Source organism: Nocardioides agariphilus, from assembly GCF_015352445.1.
In the GTDB taxonomy this organism is placed as follows: Bacteria; Actinomycetota; Actinomycetes; order Propionibacteriales; family Nocardioidaceae; genus Nocardioides; species Nocardioides agariphilus.
Window position 1 is genome coordinate 1 of record NZ_JADKPO010000051.1, and the last position, 16,094, is coordinate 16,094.

Below are 16,094 nucleotides of genomic sequence, written 5' to 3' on the forward strand. Positions count from 1 at the left end.
TTCTCGATGGTGATGGCGGTGATGACCAGGCGTGCCTTCGACATGGCCGGAGGCTGACGGAGTGTCGCCTATGTCTTGAGACATGCCGTCCGGGATGTCCTGAACCAGCACACTGCCCCCGCTACAAAGTTCAGGCCCGGAATCTGCGGATTCCGGGCCTGAAAGCATTTAGAGATTTGATCCTCGTACCGAAGACAGTCCAAGAACCCGGTCCAGAAACCGTCGGGGCGCCCTCACGACCCAGTCGCTACGGAGGTGCCGCAGCTGTTGCGGACGACTGCGGATTCATCTGTGCACCTGACCGGCATGGAGACGACCGCACCCACGCTGAACGGCCTCGAACCGCTCATGAGCATCGAAGAGCTTTCGGAGTACCTCCATGTGCCGGTCAGGACGCTGTACGACTGGCGCCTCGCCGGCAAGGGACCGTGCGCCGTTCACGTCGGTCGACAGTTGCGCTACTTCGTGAGCGACGTGCATGCCTGGCTGGCCAGCCAACGCGAATCCGAACCCGGTCGTGCGCCCGAAGGGGTGTGATGGCTCGTGGCTAGGCCGAGGACGCCGATCGGGACGTTCGGTGACATCTCCTACGTCAAGGCGAGCGGTAACCAGGTCCGTGCGCGCACTCGATATCGGGACGACGACGGCAGGGTGCGGCGCGTCTCGGCGACCGGCCTGACCAAGCGCGAGGCAGAGCGCAACCTGAAGAAGGTCCTGGCCGAGCGGTCGTCCTACCGCGCCATCGGTGAGCTGACGGCCAACAGTTCCTTCAGCACGCTGGTTGAGGTGTGGCTGGCCGATCTGGACCTTGAAGGCAGGCTAGCGCCGAGCACGCGAGCGCTCTACGAGCGGAACATGCGACAACTGGTGCTGCCGGTGTTCGAGGGGTACTCGCTGCGCGAAATCACGGTGAGCAAGGTCGACAGATTCCTCAAGGCTCTGGCTGCGAACAAGAGCTACAGCATGGCCAAGCAGGCGCGGACCGTTCTCAGTCTCGCGTTCGGCCTGGCGGTTCGATACGACGCGATTGAGAAGAACCCGGTGCGTGACACGGCCCGCCTCCGCAAGCCTCCGTCGCAGGCGATGGCGCTTTCCGCTGGCCAGGTCGAGGCGATCCGCGTCGCGGTCCGCAGCTGGAGGAGAAGCCCGGGTCACTCGGGACCACCGCCCGACGGGCAGCTCGAGCAGATCATCGAGGTCATGCTGGGCACATCGGCCCGGATCGGGTGAGGTGCTGGCAATCCGCAAGTGCGACGTCGACGTCACGAGCTCACCCGCGACGGTGCGGATCGCCGGCACGATCGTGTCCCCTGCGGGAAAGCCAACGCACCGACAGGCCCATCCGAAGACCGCGAAGTCGACACGGAGAGTTTCGGTTCCGTCCTTCACGGCGGCCGTCCTGCGCAGCCGATTGGTCCAGGTGGCGCACGAGGAGACGGATCACCTGATCTTCTTCAGCAGGAACGGCACGCCGTTGACCACCAACAACGTCCGACGACGACTGCGTGCGGTTCTCGGTGACGCAGGGATCGAAGGCGTAACACCACATTCCTTCCGCCGCACGGTCGCAACCGTCATCGACCGGGTTGGCGGCGCCGATCTGGCCGCAGAGCTACTGGGCCATTCCTCTTCGAAGATCACCAAGGAGCACTACATCCAGCCGGACGAGGCCGTCGATCCGGTCACGGCGCAGATCCTGGAGACGCTTGCGCCGAAGCACGCGGACGGTGCCTCGTAGGGCATCGGCGCCGGCTTTGGAGCACGCGCACTCGGTCAGAGATGGGGTGTATCGCCCTGCGCCAGCTTGTCGGGCGGGCGGTGCACCAGCGCTGCGTGGAGATCGACCCGGCTCGCGCCCGGCGACGCCACGCGAGGCTCGTCTCGAGGCCGCAGGTGCTCGCGCGCGGTTCTGATGACCTCGAGGTCGGCAGCTCGGGCGACGGGCACGAAGCGCTCTCGAACCGGGTGGACCAACCGTCCCTCGCCGCTCACCAGCCGCGGGACGGCTACACGCTGGACGAATGCCCCGCGCTCGACCCCGGCTTCGAGGACATCGCTGATGCGGCCGTCGATGCGGCGGAAGAGTGACTGGAAGCCACCGAGCATCCGCGGCTCGATGACGGTGTCGGATGGCAACGCCTTCATCCGGCTGACCGCGTTCGCGGCCTCTGCTGTGGCGCCGGCGCCGTTGCCGAGTGCCCCGCCGACGTTGCGGAGCTCCCGCTGGACTCGCGAGTAGGTCGCGGTGCGGGCTCGCCACTGCTCGGCCAACTCGGGATCGACCCGCTCTGCGTACGGAATGAGTTGTGAGGTGAGCAGGCGCTGAGAGTCGACAATCAGACGCAGGTTCATGGCGTTGGGGAACGACTTCAGTCGGACCACGAGGTTGTGCTCGGCCTGGAGCACTCCGAGGATTCCCGGCTTGGCCGGTCCGCGGATCGGCTTAGTCCTCGGGCGCCAGCCGGTCTGGTCGACGCTGTAGTCGGGCTGCCCCAGGCTCACGTCGAGCGCCGTAGCAAGTGCCGCCCACCCGAGTCGATCGCACCCGGCGAGCGACTCCCAGTCGGGGGTGTTCCGGTAGCGGCGATCGAGCACGACCAGTGCTTGGCTGATCGCCGCGACGTCGCCTGCGATGGTTCGGGCTTGGGCTGCCGTGAGGTGAACGGCCAGGTCGGGCGCCGTGTCGTGCTCGGCGAGTGCCGCGGCCCGCGCCGCCAAACGCCAGTGTTCGACGACGTCGTTCGAGCTCGGCGTCGGGATCTCGGTGGTGGATGCTGCCGGTGTCGTTGCCTGATCGCGCGCGAGTTCCAGGGCCCGGGCCAGCTCACTCACAGCAGCGCCATGCTCGGTGGTGGCGCGAAAGGGGTCCGCCGGCTTCTGCGGGATGTTCGGGAACGTAAGCGGCTGTGCCACTCGAATCGCTTGCGCGCACCAGCCGACGAGCGTGCGCCGGAAGCGAAGGACCTGCTGCCCGACCTCAGCCCGTTCAGTGGACGAGTCTGCGGCGAGTCGGTGCATTACCCGGTGCTGGCGCAACAGCGCAGCCAACTCCGTACGCATACGCGCACCGTTCTCGCCGTGCATCAGCCGATGTCCAGATCGTGCGCGTCGACGAGCATGGCCAGGATGAGCTCGACCGCCAGGGGGTCGACGCCGAAGTCCTCGAGCTCCTCGACGGCCTTGCTCGCGACGGCGAGCAGGATGTCGCGGTCGTCCGTCAGGTCCTCGGTGTCGAGAGCCGGGCAGTCGTCGCCGTGGACGCGGTCGAGTTCCAACAGCACCCGCTCGTAGGCGGACGACGACTCGATGGTCAGAGCGTGGTCAGCGAGGGCGGCGACATACGATCTGGCTTGGGCGAGGGTCTCTGCGTGGGGGAGAAGCATGTTCCCTCCTTCAGGGGTCGGGAATCGACCGTGCGCCGGTGATCGCACTCAGGTGTCTTGAGGCGCGAATTCTGTGGACGAACGTGGGGCGCGACTTCGCCATGGGACGGATCTGGCTCACCCAATGAGTTGCTGATTCGCGATTGCCTCGATGCGGCGACGGCGCAGAACGTCTTCGCGGACGAAGTCGGCGAAGTCCTTGTTGCGGTCTCGGATCTCGAGCTCACCGCCGGCGTCAGCGGGGAGCTCGCCGGGCCAGGTGGTCTGCCTGGTCGGGCGGTCGCGGTCGAGTCGTGTGCCGCAGATCGAAACCCAGTCCCGCAGTCGGCCGCGAGCTTCGGCGAACTCCCGCATCCAGTTGATGGGTGCCGAGGGCGATGCTGACTCGTGGTAGCAGCTGAGCCAGTGGCAGTGCAGGGCCGAGAGTTCCCAGACGAGCTCGTCGTGGCGGTGCCAGTACGGCGGCACGATGTTCGGTGGGAGCCCGAACGTGCTCTTGAGCCACTTGACCCACTGGTCAAGGTCGTGCCACTCGATTTCGGCCTGCTCCGCGTCCAGCAGGTTCCAATTGATCGGAACCGGCGGTCGCTCAAGGAGATCGGTCACGCTGCGGTAGCCGTCAGCGTCGTCGGGCTCGTCCGGATAGCGACTCATCGTCTCGAGCCGATCAGAGGCCGACGGCGGGCGGCTGGGGCACAGACGTCAGGGACCGGTCAGCAGCGTGCCGACCGCGCTGGACGACGTAGTCGGTCTTGTTGACATTGTGGCCGATCTTGCGAGCGACGAACTCCTCCTTGATGACGCTGCCTTCGCGTCCGTCCACCTCGTACTCGTGGACGTAGCCACTGGCCACGAATGAGTCGCCCTTGCGGAAGCGGGCGTAGGTCTCGCGGGCGGTGCTCTCGAAGGCGACCATGTCGTGGAAGGTGGGGTCGAGCTTCGTGAAGCTCCCGTCGGCCTCCTTGCGCCACTGCTTAATGCCGACGCGCAGTCGGCAGCACTCGGCGCCGGCCTTGGTGAAGTGCAATTCGGGTGCGGAGGCGATGAAGCCGACGAGGCTCATCTGGGTGGGAATGGACACTTGGCCTCCTGATACCGGCGGCGCCCGGTGCGCCGCGCTCAGGAGATAGGTGCGCTCATCTCGCCAGACAGCCGACGGCGCATCCCTCAGCGGGCAGCGCGGGCCGCGCATCATCGAGGTCAGCGCGGTGACGATGAAGCCACTAGCCAGTTGTCGGGGGCTCCTCGCCGGTGGCCGGGTACTGCCGAGCACGCACAGCGGTCTTTCCGGCCGGAGCCCATCCAGAGGCGGGGCCATCGACGAGGCGTTCATGGACGGTGTTGTTTAGATTCGGTTCGACGTAGACCGTCGAGCCATCGATCTCGACAACGGTCGCCGACAAGATCGTCTGTTCGACGGTGCCCACCTCGTGGACCGCTCCATCAATCCTGACTCGGAGTGGAATGTCGAGCTGGATCTGGATGTGTTCGCCGACTGCCATTGCGCCTGGTGCTACGCCTTCGATCGCCTCGCGGCGCCATTTGCCGACGTTGATGTCGCCGTCGATGAGCCTTGCCACACGATGAATGTCAAGGACTTCGCCGTTGGTGATCTCCGTGATGTCGGGGATCCGGATGACCTGAGTCGTCCGAGTCTGGATCGTGGCGAGAGACGCGACGAAGCGTTCGATCGACGGAGGCACCATCCCCTGTGGGCCGTCGAGTTCGATCATGTCGTTGAACATGCCGAATGGTCCTGCAAGCTGGATCCTGTTCGGTGCCTCTAGGTGTCGTGCGAAGCGGACGGCTGGCTGGACGGCAGCTGCCACCTGGCCGCCGAGCGGAGCGAGAGTGAAGTTGACGCGCTGCACGGCGCCGGGTGTTGTGTCATAGAAGCCTTCGTTCTCTAGGACCCCTGACGGGTCGGTGCCAGTCGCCCACGCCCCGGTGCCGCCTTCCGCGACCGTTGAGCGCATCGCGAACTCAAGCTCTGCGAGCGCAGTTCCTTCTGGGTCGACGACTCGCATCCGCAGTTGGTACGCGCCGCGCTCATGGGGGGCCGGGACAGAGACTCTGCCTTCCTTGCCTTCGGCACCCAGGCCGCCCGGGAGATCGAGAGAGAACTTGGCCGGTGCTTCGAAGGGCTTGCCGTACCTCATCCACTGCTCGTACGCGTCGTGCTCCGAAGTTCCTTCAGCGAAGGTGAACTCGAGGTGGATGGGGATCGGCCGCTCCTCGAGGGATTGTGCGGAGCGTTGGTAGATCTTAAAGAACAGCCACCTCTCGTTCGGCAGTTGCTGGACGGTCGCTGCGACGAGCCCGGGCTCGTACTCCATGGTGGGCAGGGTTGGGCTGATCCCGTGGCCATACGTGAAGTGAGGGTCAGTGTCGAGCACCGAGTCGAGCAGGGCGAGGTGCTCGACGACCTCGCGAGGCTCGAGAAGTGCTGCCGATCCCTCGCCGGGCTCGGCATGTGATCGTTCGCGAGCACTCAGGTCTCCGGCGAGGAGGCCTGCTAGGGAGTCGGTCGCGTCCCGGATCCGATCGCGTCCGCCGTGGAGGTAGTAGTCGACGACGTACCAGTGCTTGGCGGCGAGGCTGTCACAGAATGGGAGGCCCTTCCACTCGATCTTGCGGCCTGGCGTGTCGAGCCAAGCGCGGGCGCGGGCTTCCTCGTCGTCGGTGAGGGGGTCTTCATCGAGCGCCTTCGCGTGCGAGATGGCCGATTCGGGCAGGTCGTTGAACCAGCCACGGAGATCCCGGATGACCGTTGGGTCGAGGGGGGTGACCAGGTACCAGTCGTTGATCGGCAGGCCCTGACGGACGAGCCCGATCAGGAGCCGCGAAAACGACTCGATGATCTTCTTCCTCTGGGTGTTATTGAGGTTGGCGGCGTACTTCTTGACCTGGTAGACGTCCCACGGCTCGGAGTTTTCGGTCGCAGGGACGATGACGTCGATGCCGAAGTCGCCTTGACCTGGCCGGACGCGGACGGCGCGGCCATCCTCGTTGTACAACAGGTTCGCGATGACGGCTTCGACCTCGTTGCCGTCTCGGGATCCCCAGTCGACACGTCCCGACATCGGCTCCTCCTGCTCTGCGGCTCACTATGGGCGGAGCCACCGTATGCGAGTCGGGACCATCGCGGTCGTGCTGCGCAGAATGCCGGCATGGCCATGCCTCGTTGGGCGCTCCACGTGGGGCACGGTCGAGCCGTCGTTGACCGCTACCGTCGACTCGTCCATCGTCGAAGCTCGGCCACGATGGGGGGCGCGCTCCTGAGTAGTACAAGTCCCGTGCCGAACCGAAGCGTGCGGATCCGCTCCGGCGGCATCACCGCAACGCGACGGGTGGAACGTTGAAGTGAGCGTGCGCCGTAATCGCTGATGCTGACGGTGTCTGAACGTTCCTCCCGCTCGCCGATAAGCACAGAGAGCTCCTGGAGGTCCTTGGTGGCCGACGTTCCACCGAGGATGACCTTGACGATAGACGCGTCCCAGATTGTGCTGGCCGCGTGGTCACCCCATTTGTTGCGCGCCTGTGAGAGCGACTGGAGGACGGGCATCGTCGTGATGCCGGTGCCGCCGCCCTCGGCCATCAGAACTGGAAGGGAGGGGAGCGGGGCGAGGTTGCCGATCTCGTCGAGCGCCAGAAGGAGCGGAGGATCAAGCCGGGCACCGGTGGAGCCGGCCGCGAGGTGCCGAGCGACTTCGGTGAGGTCCTCCATGAAGGCTGCCACTAGGGGCCACGAAGCGCCGGCGCCGGCGCCGGTCGCCAGCAAGTAGAGCGTGCCGTTCTGTTCGAGGAAGTCGCGCGGATCGAACTCGTCGTCCGGGTCGGGACTGACGGCTTCGAGCACAGCCGGATCGGCCAGGCACGCGAGAGCTTGACTCACCGCCATCCAGATCGAGTCCCGGGTACGCGGGTCGGCATTGATCATCCCGTCGAGAGCATCCGCCCAACCTGGCGCGGACTGGGGTCGACTGGCGAGGATGCCGACCGCATTGGTCGCCGCTGAGGGCGACAGCGACCATTCGAACAGGGCGCGGGTAGGGAGCCGCTCGATCGCAGCCGCGTGCAGCAGCGACTGGAGTGCCGATCGCGCCTTGCCCTCCCAGAAGCCACCCGACTCGACGCCGCCGGCGGAGAGTCCGGTTGTCGATGCGAGACCGGCTGCTCGGATCATCGCCGTGAGTGGCTGATCGCAGCCGCGGATTGGGGACCAGCGGACTCCGGTCCCGTCGACGATCGGGAGTCCCGCGGTGAGGTGCTGCGGGTCGAAGACCGCCACCGGTCCGCGTTCCTTGCGCACCGCAATGGTGGCGACGATGTTGTCCGGGCGGGTGGACGTCGTGACGACGGCACCGGGCGCGTCGAGGATCGCGTTGATGACGAGGTGCAGCCCTTTGCCGGACCGGGGCGGTCCGATGACCAGGATCGAGTCCTCGACCGAGGCCCAGATCTCTCGGCCGCAGCTGCGACCGAGCCGGTAGCCGACATCCTCCGGCCGCGGACGGCTGATCGAGGGGCGAAGCGTCTCTCCTCGGCGTACGAGCGCTCGCTTCGACGCGACAAGGTCGATGTCGCGGCGGGTGGCGACGCCCGCGATCTTGTGAGGATCGTTCTTGGTCCCATGACGTAGTCGCGCGATGACGGTCCAGGTAAGCCACGCAGCGCTACCGACCAGCGTGAGCACGGCTGTGACAACGAGCCAGTACACCGAGGTCGACAGGTCGGGTGTGCCGAGCGCCGTACCGGGGTGCTGTGGGTCAGTGAGGACCCGAAGCCCGCTGGCCGCACCTCCGCGGGGACCCGGCTCACTGGCGAGCAACGCGGCTACCTCTCCGGCGCCTCCGAGAATCAGCCCAAAGCCGAAGACCGCGATCAGAGCCATCAGAGCAAGGTTGACGAGCTCGTGGTTCGCACCGCGAGCACTCGGGTTCATAGCTGCGCCTCGACTGGCGCGACTGTCAGCGAGGTCAGACCCAGGAGAACCAGCCCGTGTCGTGTTGCGGACAACAGCGCCGGTGGAAGGTTGATGGATGCATTGCCGTCAGCGTCGGCTTCCTGGCGAGTTACGACGTAGGCGAGAGCGACCTGCTCGCCTGGGCGGAAGCCGGCGCCAGCCAGTGCCGGCGTTGCCGTCTCCGGCTCGGGCTCTATGGCATTCGGAGCCGCTTCCACGGGGGGAGTCTCGATGTCCGAGTACGTCGTGCCGTCAGCCTCGTGGACTTCGACACGGACCGCAGCGCCGAGGCTCGTGGTGATCTCGTCGAGGACCGACCGGAGGTCGTTACGAGACAACCTTCGATCTTCAGAATGCGGCTGGCCGTGGACGCTGACCTCGAGTCGGCCATCGGTGTCGATGTCGAAGCGGACGGTTTTGAGGACGACTGGGACCCTCATAGCCCGAGGACCGATCCGTCGCGGCGCGTGCCGATGATGGCGGGCGCCACCCCAGCTCGGTGGCTGAGTGCGTCTCGATCGAGGCCAGGCGGATTGCCGTCGCCGACCTTGGGGGTGTCGAGCTTGTCGAGGATCCCGAGCGCGGAGGTCCTCACCCGCTCGGCCGTCGACTGGACGACCTCGACTGGTGTCTTACCGGCAACGCTCGCCGCCCAGGTCGAGACGTACGGGACGGTGTAGGACGAGGTGTCGAGCCCGTGCGCAGCGCCGACCATCAGTGCGATCGACTCCGCTTCGACCTCAGCGATTCCGCGGTGCAGGGTCGCGTCAGCGGCGAGGTCCGTGGAGATCACGTTCGCCCGAGGGGCGTGCAGCAGGACGTGTCCGAGCTCGTGGGCGAGGGTCTTCACCTGGGCGGCGTCGTCCATGTCCATGCGGACCGAGACCTCGCGGGCGAGGAAGTCGGTCAGCCCATTGGCGCCACCGATCGTCGCAGCGGACGAGACCAGTCGGAGCTCAAAGCCGAGAGCCGTGATCTGATCGGCGAGACCGTCCCAGAGACCGGCGGGCGCCTGGCCGCGAAGCAGGTTCGGGCGAGGCATCTCCGGTACGGGTTCGCCCGCCGTCTGGGAGACATCCCAGACGTGGGTGGGCTTGAGGCCGATGAGCCTCGACTTCACGATCTCCCCGAACCCTGGCTTCTCACCGCGCGAGAGACGACGCCATGACGCCTCGTCCGACGGATTCGCCGAAGCGAATCTCGCCGTGACAGGTGCGAGGATCCCGTATCCGTGCTGGCCCTTCTCTACGTGGCGACCGAGGGAGAGCCACTGCTGAAAGCCGGCTACGTACGTCGGCGTCGGCTCTGGCACGCGCCCTTCGTCGAACGCGGAGTAGTGCTGGACGTAGATCAGCATCGTGTTGTTGAAGCTTCGGGAGCGGAATCGTGCGGCGAAGGTGAGCGCTCGCTTCCAGTCCTCGCCTGTGACCAGCGCGGCAACGGACTCTGACAACTGCTGTTGGAGCGCTTCGAGCTTCTCCTCGCGGGTTGCTCGGGGGCGAGCCTGAGTGGTCATGACGATTGCCCTCCGATCATCCGGCCGGTCGTGTCGAAGAGCTCGAACTCGGCGGGATGCATCTGGTGCTGCACGACGAACGACCGGTGCTTGATCCGCCACAAGCCCTGACCGGTTCCGAGCGTCGGGATGAGGGACTGCTCGGTCCCGCTGAGCCCGAGAGCGGTCGCGGTGGCGCCGAGCTGGTCGGACTCCTGGCGGTAGACGATCCGTGTTTCGGCGTTCGCCAGCAGGGATGAGGCGAGCGCTCGCATCGCTGACCCCTGGTCACCGACGTTGTCAAGGTCGGTGAGCTTGTGGAAGATCAGCATGTTCGCGATGCCGTAGTGGCGAGCGAGCCGCCAGTGGGCGTCCATCCGTCGCAGCAGTGCGGGGTGCGACATGAGGCGCCAGGCCTCGTCGTACACGACCCAGCGCTGGCCGCCGGAGGGATCCAGGAGCGCTGACTCCATCCATGCCGACGCGCAGGTCATCAGGACCGAGATGAGGGTCGCGTTCTCGGTGACGCGAGATAGGTCGAGCGAGATCATCGGGAGGGACGGGTCGAACGTCACCGTCGACGGCCCGTCGAAGAGCCCTGCGAGGTCACCTGCGACGAGCCGACGGAGCGCGTGCCCAACAAGTCGTCCGTCCTCGGTGAGGCGTCCGTCCGGGTCATCGGTGCGCTCAGGTGCGAGCAGCCCGTCGACGACCATCGGCAGCACGGGTACGTCGGTGGTCCGGACCGCGCGGTCGATCGCGATGTCGACTGCGGTGTGCTCCAGAGGGCTGAGGCGCCGGTCGAGCACGGTCTCGGCGAGCGCGCCGACGAGGTCGCGGCGCCGGGAGGCGAGCTGGCTGGCCCATTGTGTGTCGTCGAGGCCAGAAGGGCGGTGGCCCTCGTCGAGGGGGTTGAGCCGGTTGGGCATCCCGTGGCCGAGCGCGATGGCTCGGCCCCCCACGGCTTCCGCAACCGCCGTGTGCTCGCCCTTGGGGTCGCCGGGCACGTACACCCGGCGGCCGAAGGGGATGGATCGCGTGTACAGACTCTTGGCGAGGCAGGACTTGCCGGAGCCGACGATGCCGGCGAGGACGAGGTTCGGCGCGGTGATGAGCCCACGCGCGTAGAGGATCCAGGGGTCGTAGACGAACGAGCTGCCCGAGTACAGGTCCTGGCCGACGAAGACCCCCTCAGTTCCCAGACCGCCTTCGGCCAGGAACGGGTAGGCGCCCGCCAGGGTTGCTGACGTGTCCTGATGGCGTGGGACTCGGAATCGTCCGGGCGTGCGGAGGGCGGCCGGGCCCGTTTCGCCGGCACGGGGGAGTGTGACGGTTGCCCGCTTCTCAGCGGAGAGCTCCTCGCCCTTGCGCTTCGCCTCGGCACGCCGGGATTCGCGGTCGGCGGACAGGAGCTCTCGTGCGGCCGCCTTGCGTAGCTTGCGATCGTGCCGACGCTCCGGACCGGGGGAGACGAGGACGGCTGAGTGGAGCCGCCCTTCCTGCCACCCGGTCACAGCGACATCCCTGGTTGACGCGATGAGCGCTGGACTGGCGTGAGCGACGGATAGTCGCTGATGTCGTAGGCGATCGTCGCCTCGATCTCGTGCGCCCGGTCTACGCATTCGGCGACCTGGTGGATCATCTCGGCGGCGCGGTGAAGCTCCCAGGACTCCCTGTAGGACGCCGCGCGCCCCGCGTTGGCATCACCGTTCATCCACGCCTGCTTGCGAGTCGGTCCATCGTGGAACTGGCCGAGCTGATGCAGGGACTGGCTCAGTGACGCGAGCGCGGAGCTGATGGCCCCGAGCACGGCATAGATCGAGGTCGGATCCTCGATCGAGCGCGTCGCGTGGGCGAGGCCTCGGACAGCCTTGCGGAGTTCGTCAGCGTCGGCGACCGCGTCATGGAAGGTCGGCATCGGTATGCCTCCTCGGTCGATGGGCTTCATCCATGAGGTGCGCGACGTGGTCCGCCGTGTCGCCCGGTGTCGGGCCATTGCTGAAGTTCTGAGCGTTCGTGGGTGTCTCCTTGTCGAAGGACTGCTTCGCGCGATTTCGCTCGCCGTACGCTGAGCCTCGTGGACCGCGAAACCCACGACTCGGGCGTCACCCTGGCTGAGCTGTTGGCGGCGTACTCGCTGGCCACGGACCTCGGGCTCGGCCAGCCGATGGAGCACCTGTTGCGCTCTTGGAGGATCGCTTCTCGGCTCGGAGCACACGTCGGGCTGCCGGAGGACCAGCAGCCGTCGCTGTTCTACGTAGCGATGTTGTCCTGGATCGGATGCGTGGCGGACGCTCCTGAGGTGGCTGCCTCGTTCGGCGACGACATCGCGTTCCGGGCCGACAGCTACGAGGCCGACCTCGGCGGCCTCTCGGGGTACCGCTTCTTTCTCGGCCACGCCGGCGCGGGAGGCTCGCCAGCACAGCGGGTGAAGCTCACGGCCACGATCGTGGCCACCGGCGGGCGTCGCCTGATGCAGGGCATCCAGGCACATTGCCTGATCACCTCCATCCTCGCGGAGCGCCTCGGTCTCGACGAGGCCGTCTGTACGGCGGTGAAGCAGTTCTTCGCGCGGTGGGACGGGCACGGCGTGCCCGACGACATCGGCGGCGAGGATCTGTCGCCATGGGTTCGGCTGTTCCATGTCGGGGACATCACCGAGGTGCATCACCGCAAGGGTGGCGTCGACGCCGCGCTCCGCGTCGCAGGGGAGCGGCGCGGCAAGCAGTTCGATCCGGCTCTCGCCGACGCGTTCTGCGACATCGCGCCTGAGGTTCTGCCGGAGCTGGTGGACGGCTATGACGTGCGGACGCTGCTCGTGGACGCGCCGGGCCTGCACAGGTGCCTCTCCGGCTCTGAGCTCGACGAGGCTCTCGCCGCGCTCGCCGACTTCACCGACCTGCGCTCGCCGAACCGCGCGGGTCACTCCAGCGGCGTCGCGGAACTCGCCGGCTCAGCGGCCCGGCAGCTCGGACTTCCTGCGGCCGACGTGGCTGCCACGCGACGAGCGGGATACGTGCACGACATCGGCCTGCACGGCGTGCCGTCGACGATCCTGGACAAGGCCGGTGACCTGTCCGCGACGGAGTGGGAGCGAGTTCGCCTCGGTTCGTATTACACCGAGCGCGTGCTTGCGCGTCCGGCGCCGATGGCCAGGATCGGCGCCGTCGCGTCGTACGCCAATGAGCGGATGGACGGCAGCGGCTTCCACCGCGGCGCGAGCGGCGCAGGGATCCCGATGACAGGTCGGGTCCTGGCCGCGGCCTGCGCGCTGCGCACCCTGATCGAGCCCCGGGCCGGTCGGTCGCCGAAGTCGCTCAAGGATGCTGCCACCGAGGTCCGCGGCGAGGTCCGCGCAGGTCGGCTGGACGCGGATGCTGTCGATGCCGTCCTCACGGCTGCGGGGGCGGGCGGTCGTCGTCGGGTGGCGGGCCCCGCCGGCTTGACGCAGCGTGAGGTGGAGGTGCTGGTCCTGATCGCCCGGGGCGCTGCGACCGGCGAGGTCGCCACCCGCCTGGGGGTGTCCCGCAAGACCGCGGCGACCCACGTCGAGCGGATCTACGCCAAGACCGGCGCGTCCTCTCGGTCTGCCGCGACGCTGTTCGCGCTCCGCAACGGGCTGCTCGACCCGCTCGAGACCTGAGCAAGTTTGTCGGGTGTTCGCCCGACGACACGATGTCCCGTCGCTCCTAGCGTCGTGACACCGAGTCCCGTCGTGAGCAAGGGAGCACCATCATGAGCAAGGCAGTTGTCAGCCTCACCACAGGCATGGAGGACCCGGAGAAGGTCATGGTGGCCTTCCTCGTCGCCGTCGGGGCCGCCGAGACCGGCCGCGAGACCCTGATGTTCCTGACCAAGGAGGCCGTTCGGCTGGCAGTCCCGGGCGTTGCCGTGGGTGTTGCCTGCGACGGGTGCCCCTCGATCGAGGACCTCGTCAAGAGGTACGACGCCGCCGGCGGGCGCTACTTCGTGTGCCCGATCTGCGTCAGTGCCCGTCAGTTGGACCCCGACACGTTGATCGCGGGGGCCGAGATCAACGGCACCGTTCCGATGTGGAACTGGATCGGCGACGAGCCCGCCACGACCTTCAGCTACTGACATGCCCAGCATCGCCGCCCGCACCCAGGCGATCGTCGAGGAGAGAGGCGAAGCACCATGGCCCGGCCATGAGTACGTCCGCGGCTGGGGCGTCTTTGGCCTGCCGTTCGACTCGGGCCATGTGCTCGCGCTGCGGGTCTTCCCGCAGAACCCGTTCGCGCCGTACCGCACGGTGTGGCACCGCGACCCAGGCGGCGCGTGGTCGATCTACGCGGACGCACCGCGCCTGGACATCGCCTGCCCCCGCTACTACGGAGCGGCCTGCGACCGGGTCGCGCAGGCGCGGATCCAGCTGGCCTGGACAGCACCCGGCAGCCTCCGCGTGACCGTCGAGGAACCGGCGCTGGAGTGGGCGGTGTCCGTGGCGCGTTCGCCGATCCTCGGCGTGTTGAACCCACTGAGTGCGGCCCTGCCACTGGCGACCTGGCGGCCGCGTCTCCTGGTCCGGGCCCGCGAGCGGCTTGCCCGCGCGCTCGGCATGGGACGTCTGGAGCTCTCCGGGACGATGCCGAGCGGCCACGACGGCCTGCTCATGCCGCAACGCATGTATCTGGTCGACCAGTCCGAGGCGAGGCTTGACGGCACGGAGCTCGGGCGACCCACCCGGCTGGCCGACAACCCGACGATCGGTGGCGTACCGCTGCCGGCGCGCGGCGTGCTCGCCGTCGGTCAGGCGGTCTGGCGGATCCGCGATCCCGAGGAGTACGCACGCCTCCGGCACGACACCGACCCACAGACAGCTGCAAGGAGGGAGATCACGTCATGACTGCACGCATCGATCGCGGGGTCGACACGGACGAACTCGAGAGTCGCGTCAAGGCGATGTACGAGGAGGTGGCGCTGGCCCCGGACCATGACTTCCACTTCGAGACCGGCCGACTGCTGGCCGAGCACCTCGGCTACCCCGCACATGACCTGGACCTGGTCCCCGCCGCCGCGGTGGACTCCTTCGCCGGTGTCGGCTATTTCCTGGATCTCGCGGACATCCGATCGAGCGAGGCCGTGCTCGACCTCGGCAGTGGTTCCGGGACGGACTCCTTCCTCGCCGCGGTCGCCACCGGATCCGACGGCGCCGTGATCGGGGTCGACATGACCGCGGCCCAGCTCGCCAAAGCGACCCGGCTCGCCGAAGAGTCCGGCCTCACCCACGCCTCGTTCCTCGAGGGCTACATCGAGCGACCACCGGTTGTACCTGCGTCGATCGACGTGGTGATCTCCAACGGCGTGATCAACCTGTCCGCGGACAAGCCGGCGGTCTTCGCAGCGGCTGCCGCCGCCCTGCGACCCGGAGGACGGCTCGCGCTCGCCGACATCGTCACTGCGAAGCCGCTTCCCGAGGGCGTCACCTGCGATGCGTCCCTCTGGGCGGCGTGCATCGGGGGCGCGGCACAGCGTGACCACTACCTGGCCATGCTGGAAGAGGCCGGCTTCGAGGTGGAGGCGGTCCGGGACAACGACTACCGGTTCGTCTCCGAGCGCGCGCTCGGTGCGACCACGACGTACGGCGTCTCGAGCATCAGCGTCCTGGCCCGCAGGACCTGAGCCCTCGGTGCCGCCTCCGCAGCACCGCGTCTACGCGGCAGGCACCAAAGTTGCGTAGCGCTCGAGGTAGAGCGGCCAGCCCTGCTCGTCCGCGACGCCGTCGCGCAGCGACTCCCACCCTGCTCCGTGGCGGTCCAGGTGCCGGTGCTCGAGCTCCACGCGGGTCCGGTCCGGGCCGTCGGGGACGAACTTGACCTCGACCTCGCTGGTGTTGTTCGTGTCCTCCTCCAGCTGCCAGGTCGGCCCGATGTCCCAGCTGAAGACGAGGCGGTTCGGTGGGTCGTAGGCGAGGATGCGCGCCCAGGCGCACTCGGTCCCGTCCTCGCCTCGGTCGACGATCCGTCCGCCTACGTGGGTCTCGAGGACGGTCTCGACAATCGGGCAGCCGAGCATGTTGTGCTCGCGGGGCTTGATGGCGTCGAACCGCTGCGTGAACACCTCGAACGCCTGCTCGGGGGTGCCGTTCACGACGATGCTGCGCTGGACTGTGGCTGCCTGCGTCATTGGTCTTGGCGGCCGGCCACGCGCAGGGTGACGGTGCCGGAGTTGTCGAGGCGGTCTTTGCGGACCCGGTCGATGGTTTCCGGGCGGGGGTGCCCGGGCGGAGCGG

Annotated in this window: 18 protein-coding genes; 7 read left to right on the forward strand and 11 right to left on the reverse strand. The window is 67.6% G+C overall.

What is annotated here, in order from left to right; translation table 11 throughout:
* Positions 1-255 precede the first annotated feature (255 nt).
* The 3 genes from ISU10_RS21895 to ISU10_RS23375 are packed head-to-tail and all read left to right on the forward strand — an operon-like array spanning position 256 to position 1,738.
* Complete coding sequence (locus ISU10_RS21895) at positions 256-537, forward strand: helix-turn-helix domain-containing protein (protein WP_370865784.1); 282 nt, start codon at positions 256-258, stop codon at positions 535-537.
* Positions 538-543: 6 nt separating this feature from the next.
* Entirely contained in the window at positions 544-1,230 is a 687-nt protein-coding gene (locus ISU10_RS23370) for a tyrosine-type recombinase/integrase (protein ID WP_370865785.1), read from the forward strand.
* A 1-nt stretch (position 1,231) separates the two neighbouring features.
* Complete coding sequence (locus ISU10_RS23375; protein WP_370865786.1) at positions 1,232-1,738, forward strand: tyrosine-type recombinase/integrase; 507 nt, start codon at positions 1,232-1,234, stop codon at positions 1,736-1,738.
* A gap of 35 nt (positions 1,739-1,773) precedes the next feature.
* Here the strand turns inward: ISU10_RS23375 and ISU10_RS21905 are convergent, their stop codons facing one another.
* From ISU10_RS21905 to ISU10_RS21950, 10 genes are all read right to left on the reverse strand, one after another.
* Positions 1,774-2,832: a hypothetical protein gene (locus ISU10_RS21905; RefSeq protein WP_194698580.1), complete on the reverse strand. Its 1,059-nt coding sequence runs from the start codon at positions 2,830-2,832 to the stop codon at positions 1,774-1,776.
* Positions 2,833-3,083: 251 nt separating this feature from the next.
* Positions 3,084-3,383: a hypothetical protein gene (locus tag ISU10_RS21910; protein WP_194698581.1), complete on the reverse strand. Its 300-nt coding sequence runs from the start codon at positions 3,381-3,383 to the stop codon at positions 3,084-3,086.
* A gap of 117 nt (positions 3,384-3,500) precedes the next feature.
* Complete coding sequence (locus ISU10_RS21915; RefSeq protein ID WP_194698582.1) at positions 3,501-4,037, reverse strand: hypothetical protein; 537 nt, start codon at positions 4,035-4,037, stop codon at positions 3,501-3,503.
* Positions 4,038-4,050: 13 nt separating this feature from the next.
* Positions 4,051-4,464, reverse strand: coding sequence for a single-stranded DNA-binding protein (locus tag ISU10_RS21920; protein ID WP_194698583.1), 414 nt, complete (start codon positions 4,462-4,464; stop codon positions 4,051-4,053).
* A gap of 142 nt (positions 4,465-4,606) precedes the next feature.
* A complete protein-coding gene (locus ISU10_RS21925) occupies positions 4,607-6,466 on the reverse strand; it encodes a restriction endonuclease (protein ID WP_194698584.1) in 1,860 nt (619 codons plus the stop codon).
* A 143-nt stretch (positions 6,467-6,609) separates the two neighbouring features.
* Positions 6,610-8,277: a TraM recognition domain-containing protein gene (locus ISU10_RS21930; RefSeq protein WP_228501703.1), complete on the reverse strand. Its 1,668-nt coding sequence runs from the start codon at positions 8,275-8,277 to the stop codon at positions 6,610-6,612.
* 47 nt (positions 8,278-8,324) lie between these two features.
* Positions 8,325-8,789, reverse strand: a complete 465-nt coding sequence (locus ISU10_RS21935; protein ID WP_194698586.1) for a hypothetical protein — start codon at positions 8,787-8,789, stop codon at positions 8,325-8,327.
* Positions 8,786-9,865 carry an ArdC-like ssDNA-binding domain-containing protein gene (locus ISU10_RS21940; RefSeq protein WP_194698587.1) on the reverse strand — a complete coding sequence of 360 codons (1,080 nt, stop codon included), beginning with the start codon at positions 9,863-9,865 and terminating at the stop codon, positions 8,786-8,788. Before ISU10_RS21940 ends, ISU10_RS21935 begins: the two co-directional genes overlap by 4 nt.
* On the reverse strand, positions 9,862-11,358 hold the full coding sequence (locus ISU10_RS21945; protein ID WP_194698588.1) for a putative type IV secretion/conjugal transfer ATPase: 1,497 nt from the start codon (positions 11,356-11,358) through the stop codon (positions 9,862-9,864). Before ISU10_RS21945 ends, ISU10_RS21940 begins: the two co-directional genes overlap by 4 nt.
* Positions 11,355-11,762 (reverse strand): hypothetical protein, encoded by a 408-nt coding sequence (locus ISU10_RS21950; protein WP_194698589.1) that lies wholly within the window; start codon positions 11,760-11,762, stop codon positions 11,355-11,357. Before ISU10_RS21950 ends, ISU10_RS21945 begins: the two co-directional genes overlap by 4 nt.
* 159 nt (positions 11,763-11,921) lie before the next feature.
* Here ISU10_RS21950 and ISU10_RS21955 point away from each other — a divergent pair, with 159 nt between their 5' ends.
* The 4 genes from ISU10_RS21955 to ISU10_RS21970 all read left to right on the forward strand — a co-directional run bounded on the left by ISU10_RS21955 (position 11,922) and on the right by ISU10_RS21970 (position 15,484).
* Positions 11,922-13,487, forward strand: coding sequence for an HD domain-containing phosphohydrolase (locus ISU10_RS21955; RefSeq protein ID WP_194698590.1), 1,566 nt, complete (start codon positions 11,922-11,924; stop codon positions 13,485-13,487).
* Positions 13,488-13,579: 92 nt separating this feature from the next.
* Positions 13,580-13,942 (forward strand): DsrE family protein, encoded by a 363-nt coding sequence (locus ISU10_RS21960; RefSeq protein ID WP_228501705.1) that lies wholly within the window; start codon positions 13,580-13,582, stop codon positions 13,940-13,942.
* A 1-nt stretch (position 13,943) separates the two neighbouring features.
* Positions 13,944-14,708: a hypothetical protein gene (locus ISU10_RS21965; RefSeq protein WP_228501707.1), complete on the forward strand. Its 765-nt coding sequence runs from the start codon at positions 13,944-13,946 to the stop codon at positions 14,706-14,708.
* Entirely contained in the window at positions 14,705-15,484 is a 780-nt protein-coding gene (locus ISU10_RS21970; protein WP_194698591.1) for a methyltransferase domain-containing protein, read from the forward strand. The genes ISU10_RS21965 and ISU10_RS21970 overlap by 4 nt, the downstream gene beginning before the upstream one ends.
* A 30-nt stretch (positions 15,485-15,514) precedes the next feature.
* Here the strand turns inward: ISU10_RS21970 and ISU10_RS21975 are convergent, their stop codons facing one another.
* The gene (locus tag ISU10_RS21975; protein WP_370865787.1) at positions 15,515-15,952 is read right to left on the reverse strand and encodes an SRPBCC family protein; all 438 of its coding nucleotides are present in this window, start codon (positions 15,950-15,952) and stop codon (positions 15,515-15,517) included.
* Positions 15,953-16,094: the final 142 nt, after the last annotated feature.

Excerpts from the sequence above, each read along its gene's own strand:
- ISU10_RS21910 (WP_194698581.1), bottom strand. The coding sequence starts at position 3,383 with ATGCTTCTCCCCCACGCAGAGACCCTCGCCCAAGCCAGATCGTATGTC.
- ISU10_RS21915 (WP_194698582.1), bottom strand. The coding sequence starts at position 4,037 with ATGAGTCGCTATCCGGACGAGCCCGACGACGCTGACGGCTACCGCAGC.
- ISU10_RS21925 (WP_194698584.1), bottom strand. The coding sequence starts at position 6,466 with ATGTCGGGACGTGTCGACTGGGGATCCCGAGACGGCAACGAGGTCGAA.
- ISU10_RS21930 (WP_228501703.1), bottom strand. The coding sequence starts at position 8,277 with ATGGCTCTGATCGCGGTCTTCGGCTTTGGGCTGATTCTCGGAGGCGCC.
- ISU10_RS21935 (WP_194698586.1), bottom strand. The coding sequence starts at position 8,789 with ATGAGGGTCCCAGTCGTCCTCAAAACCGTCCGCTTCGACATCGACACC.
- ISU10_RS21940 (WP_194698587.1), bottom strand. The coding sequence starts at position 9,865 with ATGACCACTCAGGCTCGCCCCCGAGCAACCCGCGAGGAGAAGCTCGAA.
- ISU10_RS21950 (WP_194698589.1), bottom strand. The coding sequence starts at position 11,762 with ATGCCGACCTTCCATGACGCGGTCGCCGACGCTGACGAACTCCGCAAG.
- ISU10_RS21960 (WP_228501705.1), top strand. The coding sequence starts at position 13,580 with ATGAGCAAGGCAGTTGTCAGCCTCACCACAGGCATGGAGGACCCGGAG.
- ISU10_RS21965 (WP_228501707.1), top strand. The coding sequence starts at position 13,944 with ATGCCCAGCATCGCCGCCCGCACCCAGGCGATCGTCGAGGAGAGAGGC.
- ISU10_RS21970 (WP_194698591.1), top strand. The coding sequence starts at position 14,705 with ATGACTGCACGCATCGATCGCGGGGTCGACACGGACGAACTCGAGAGT.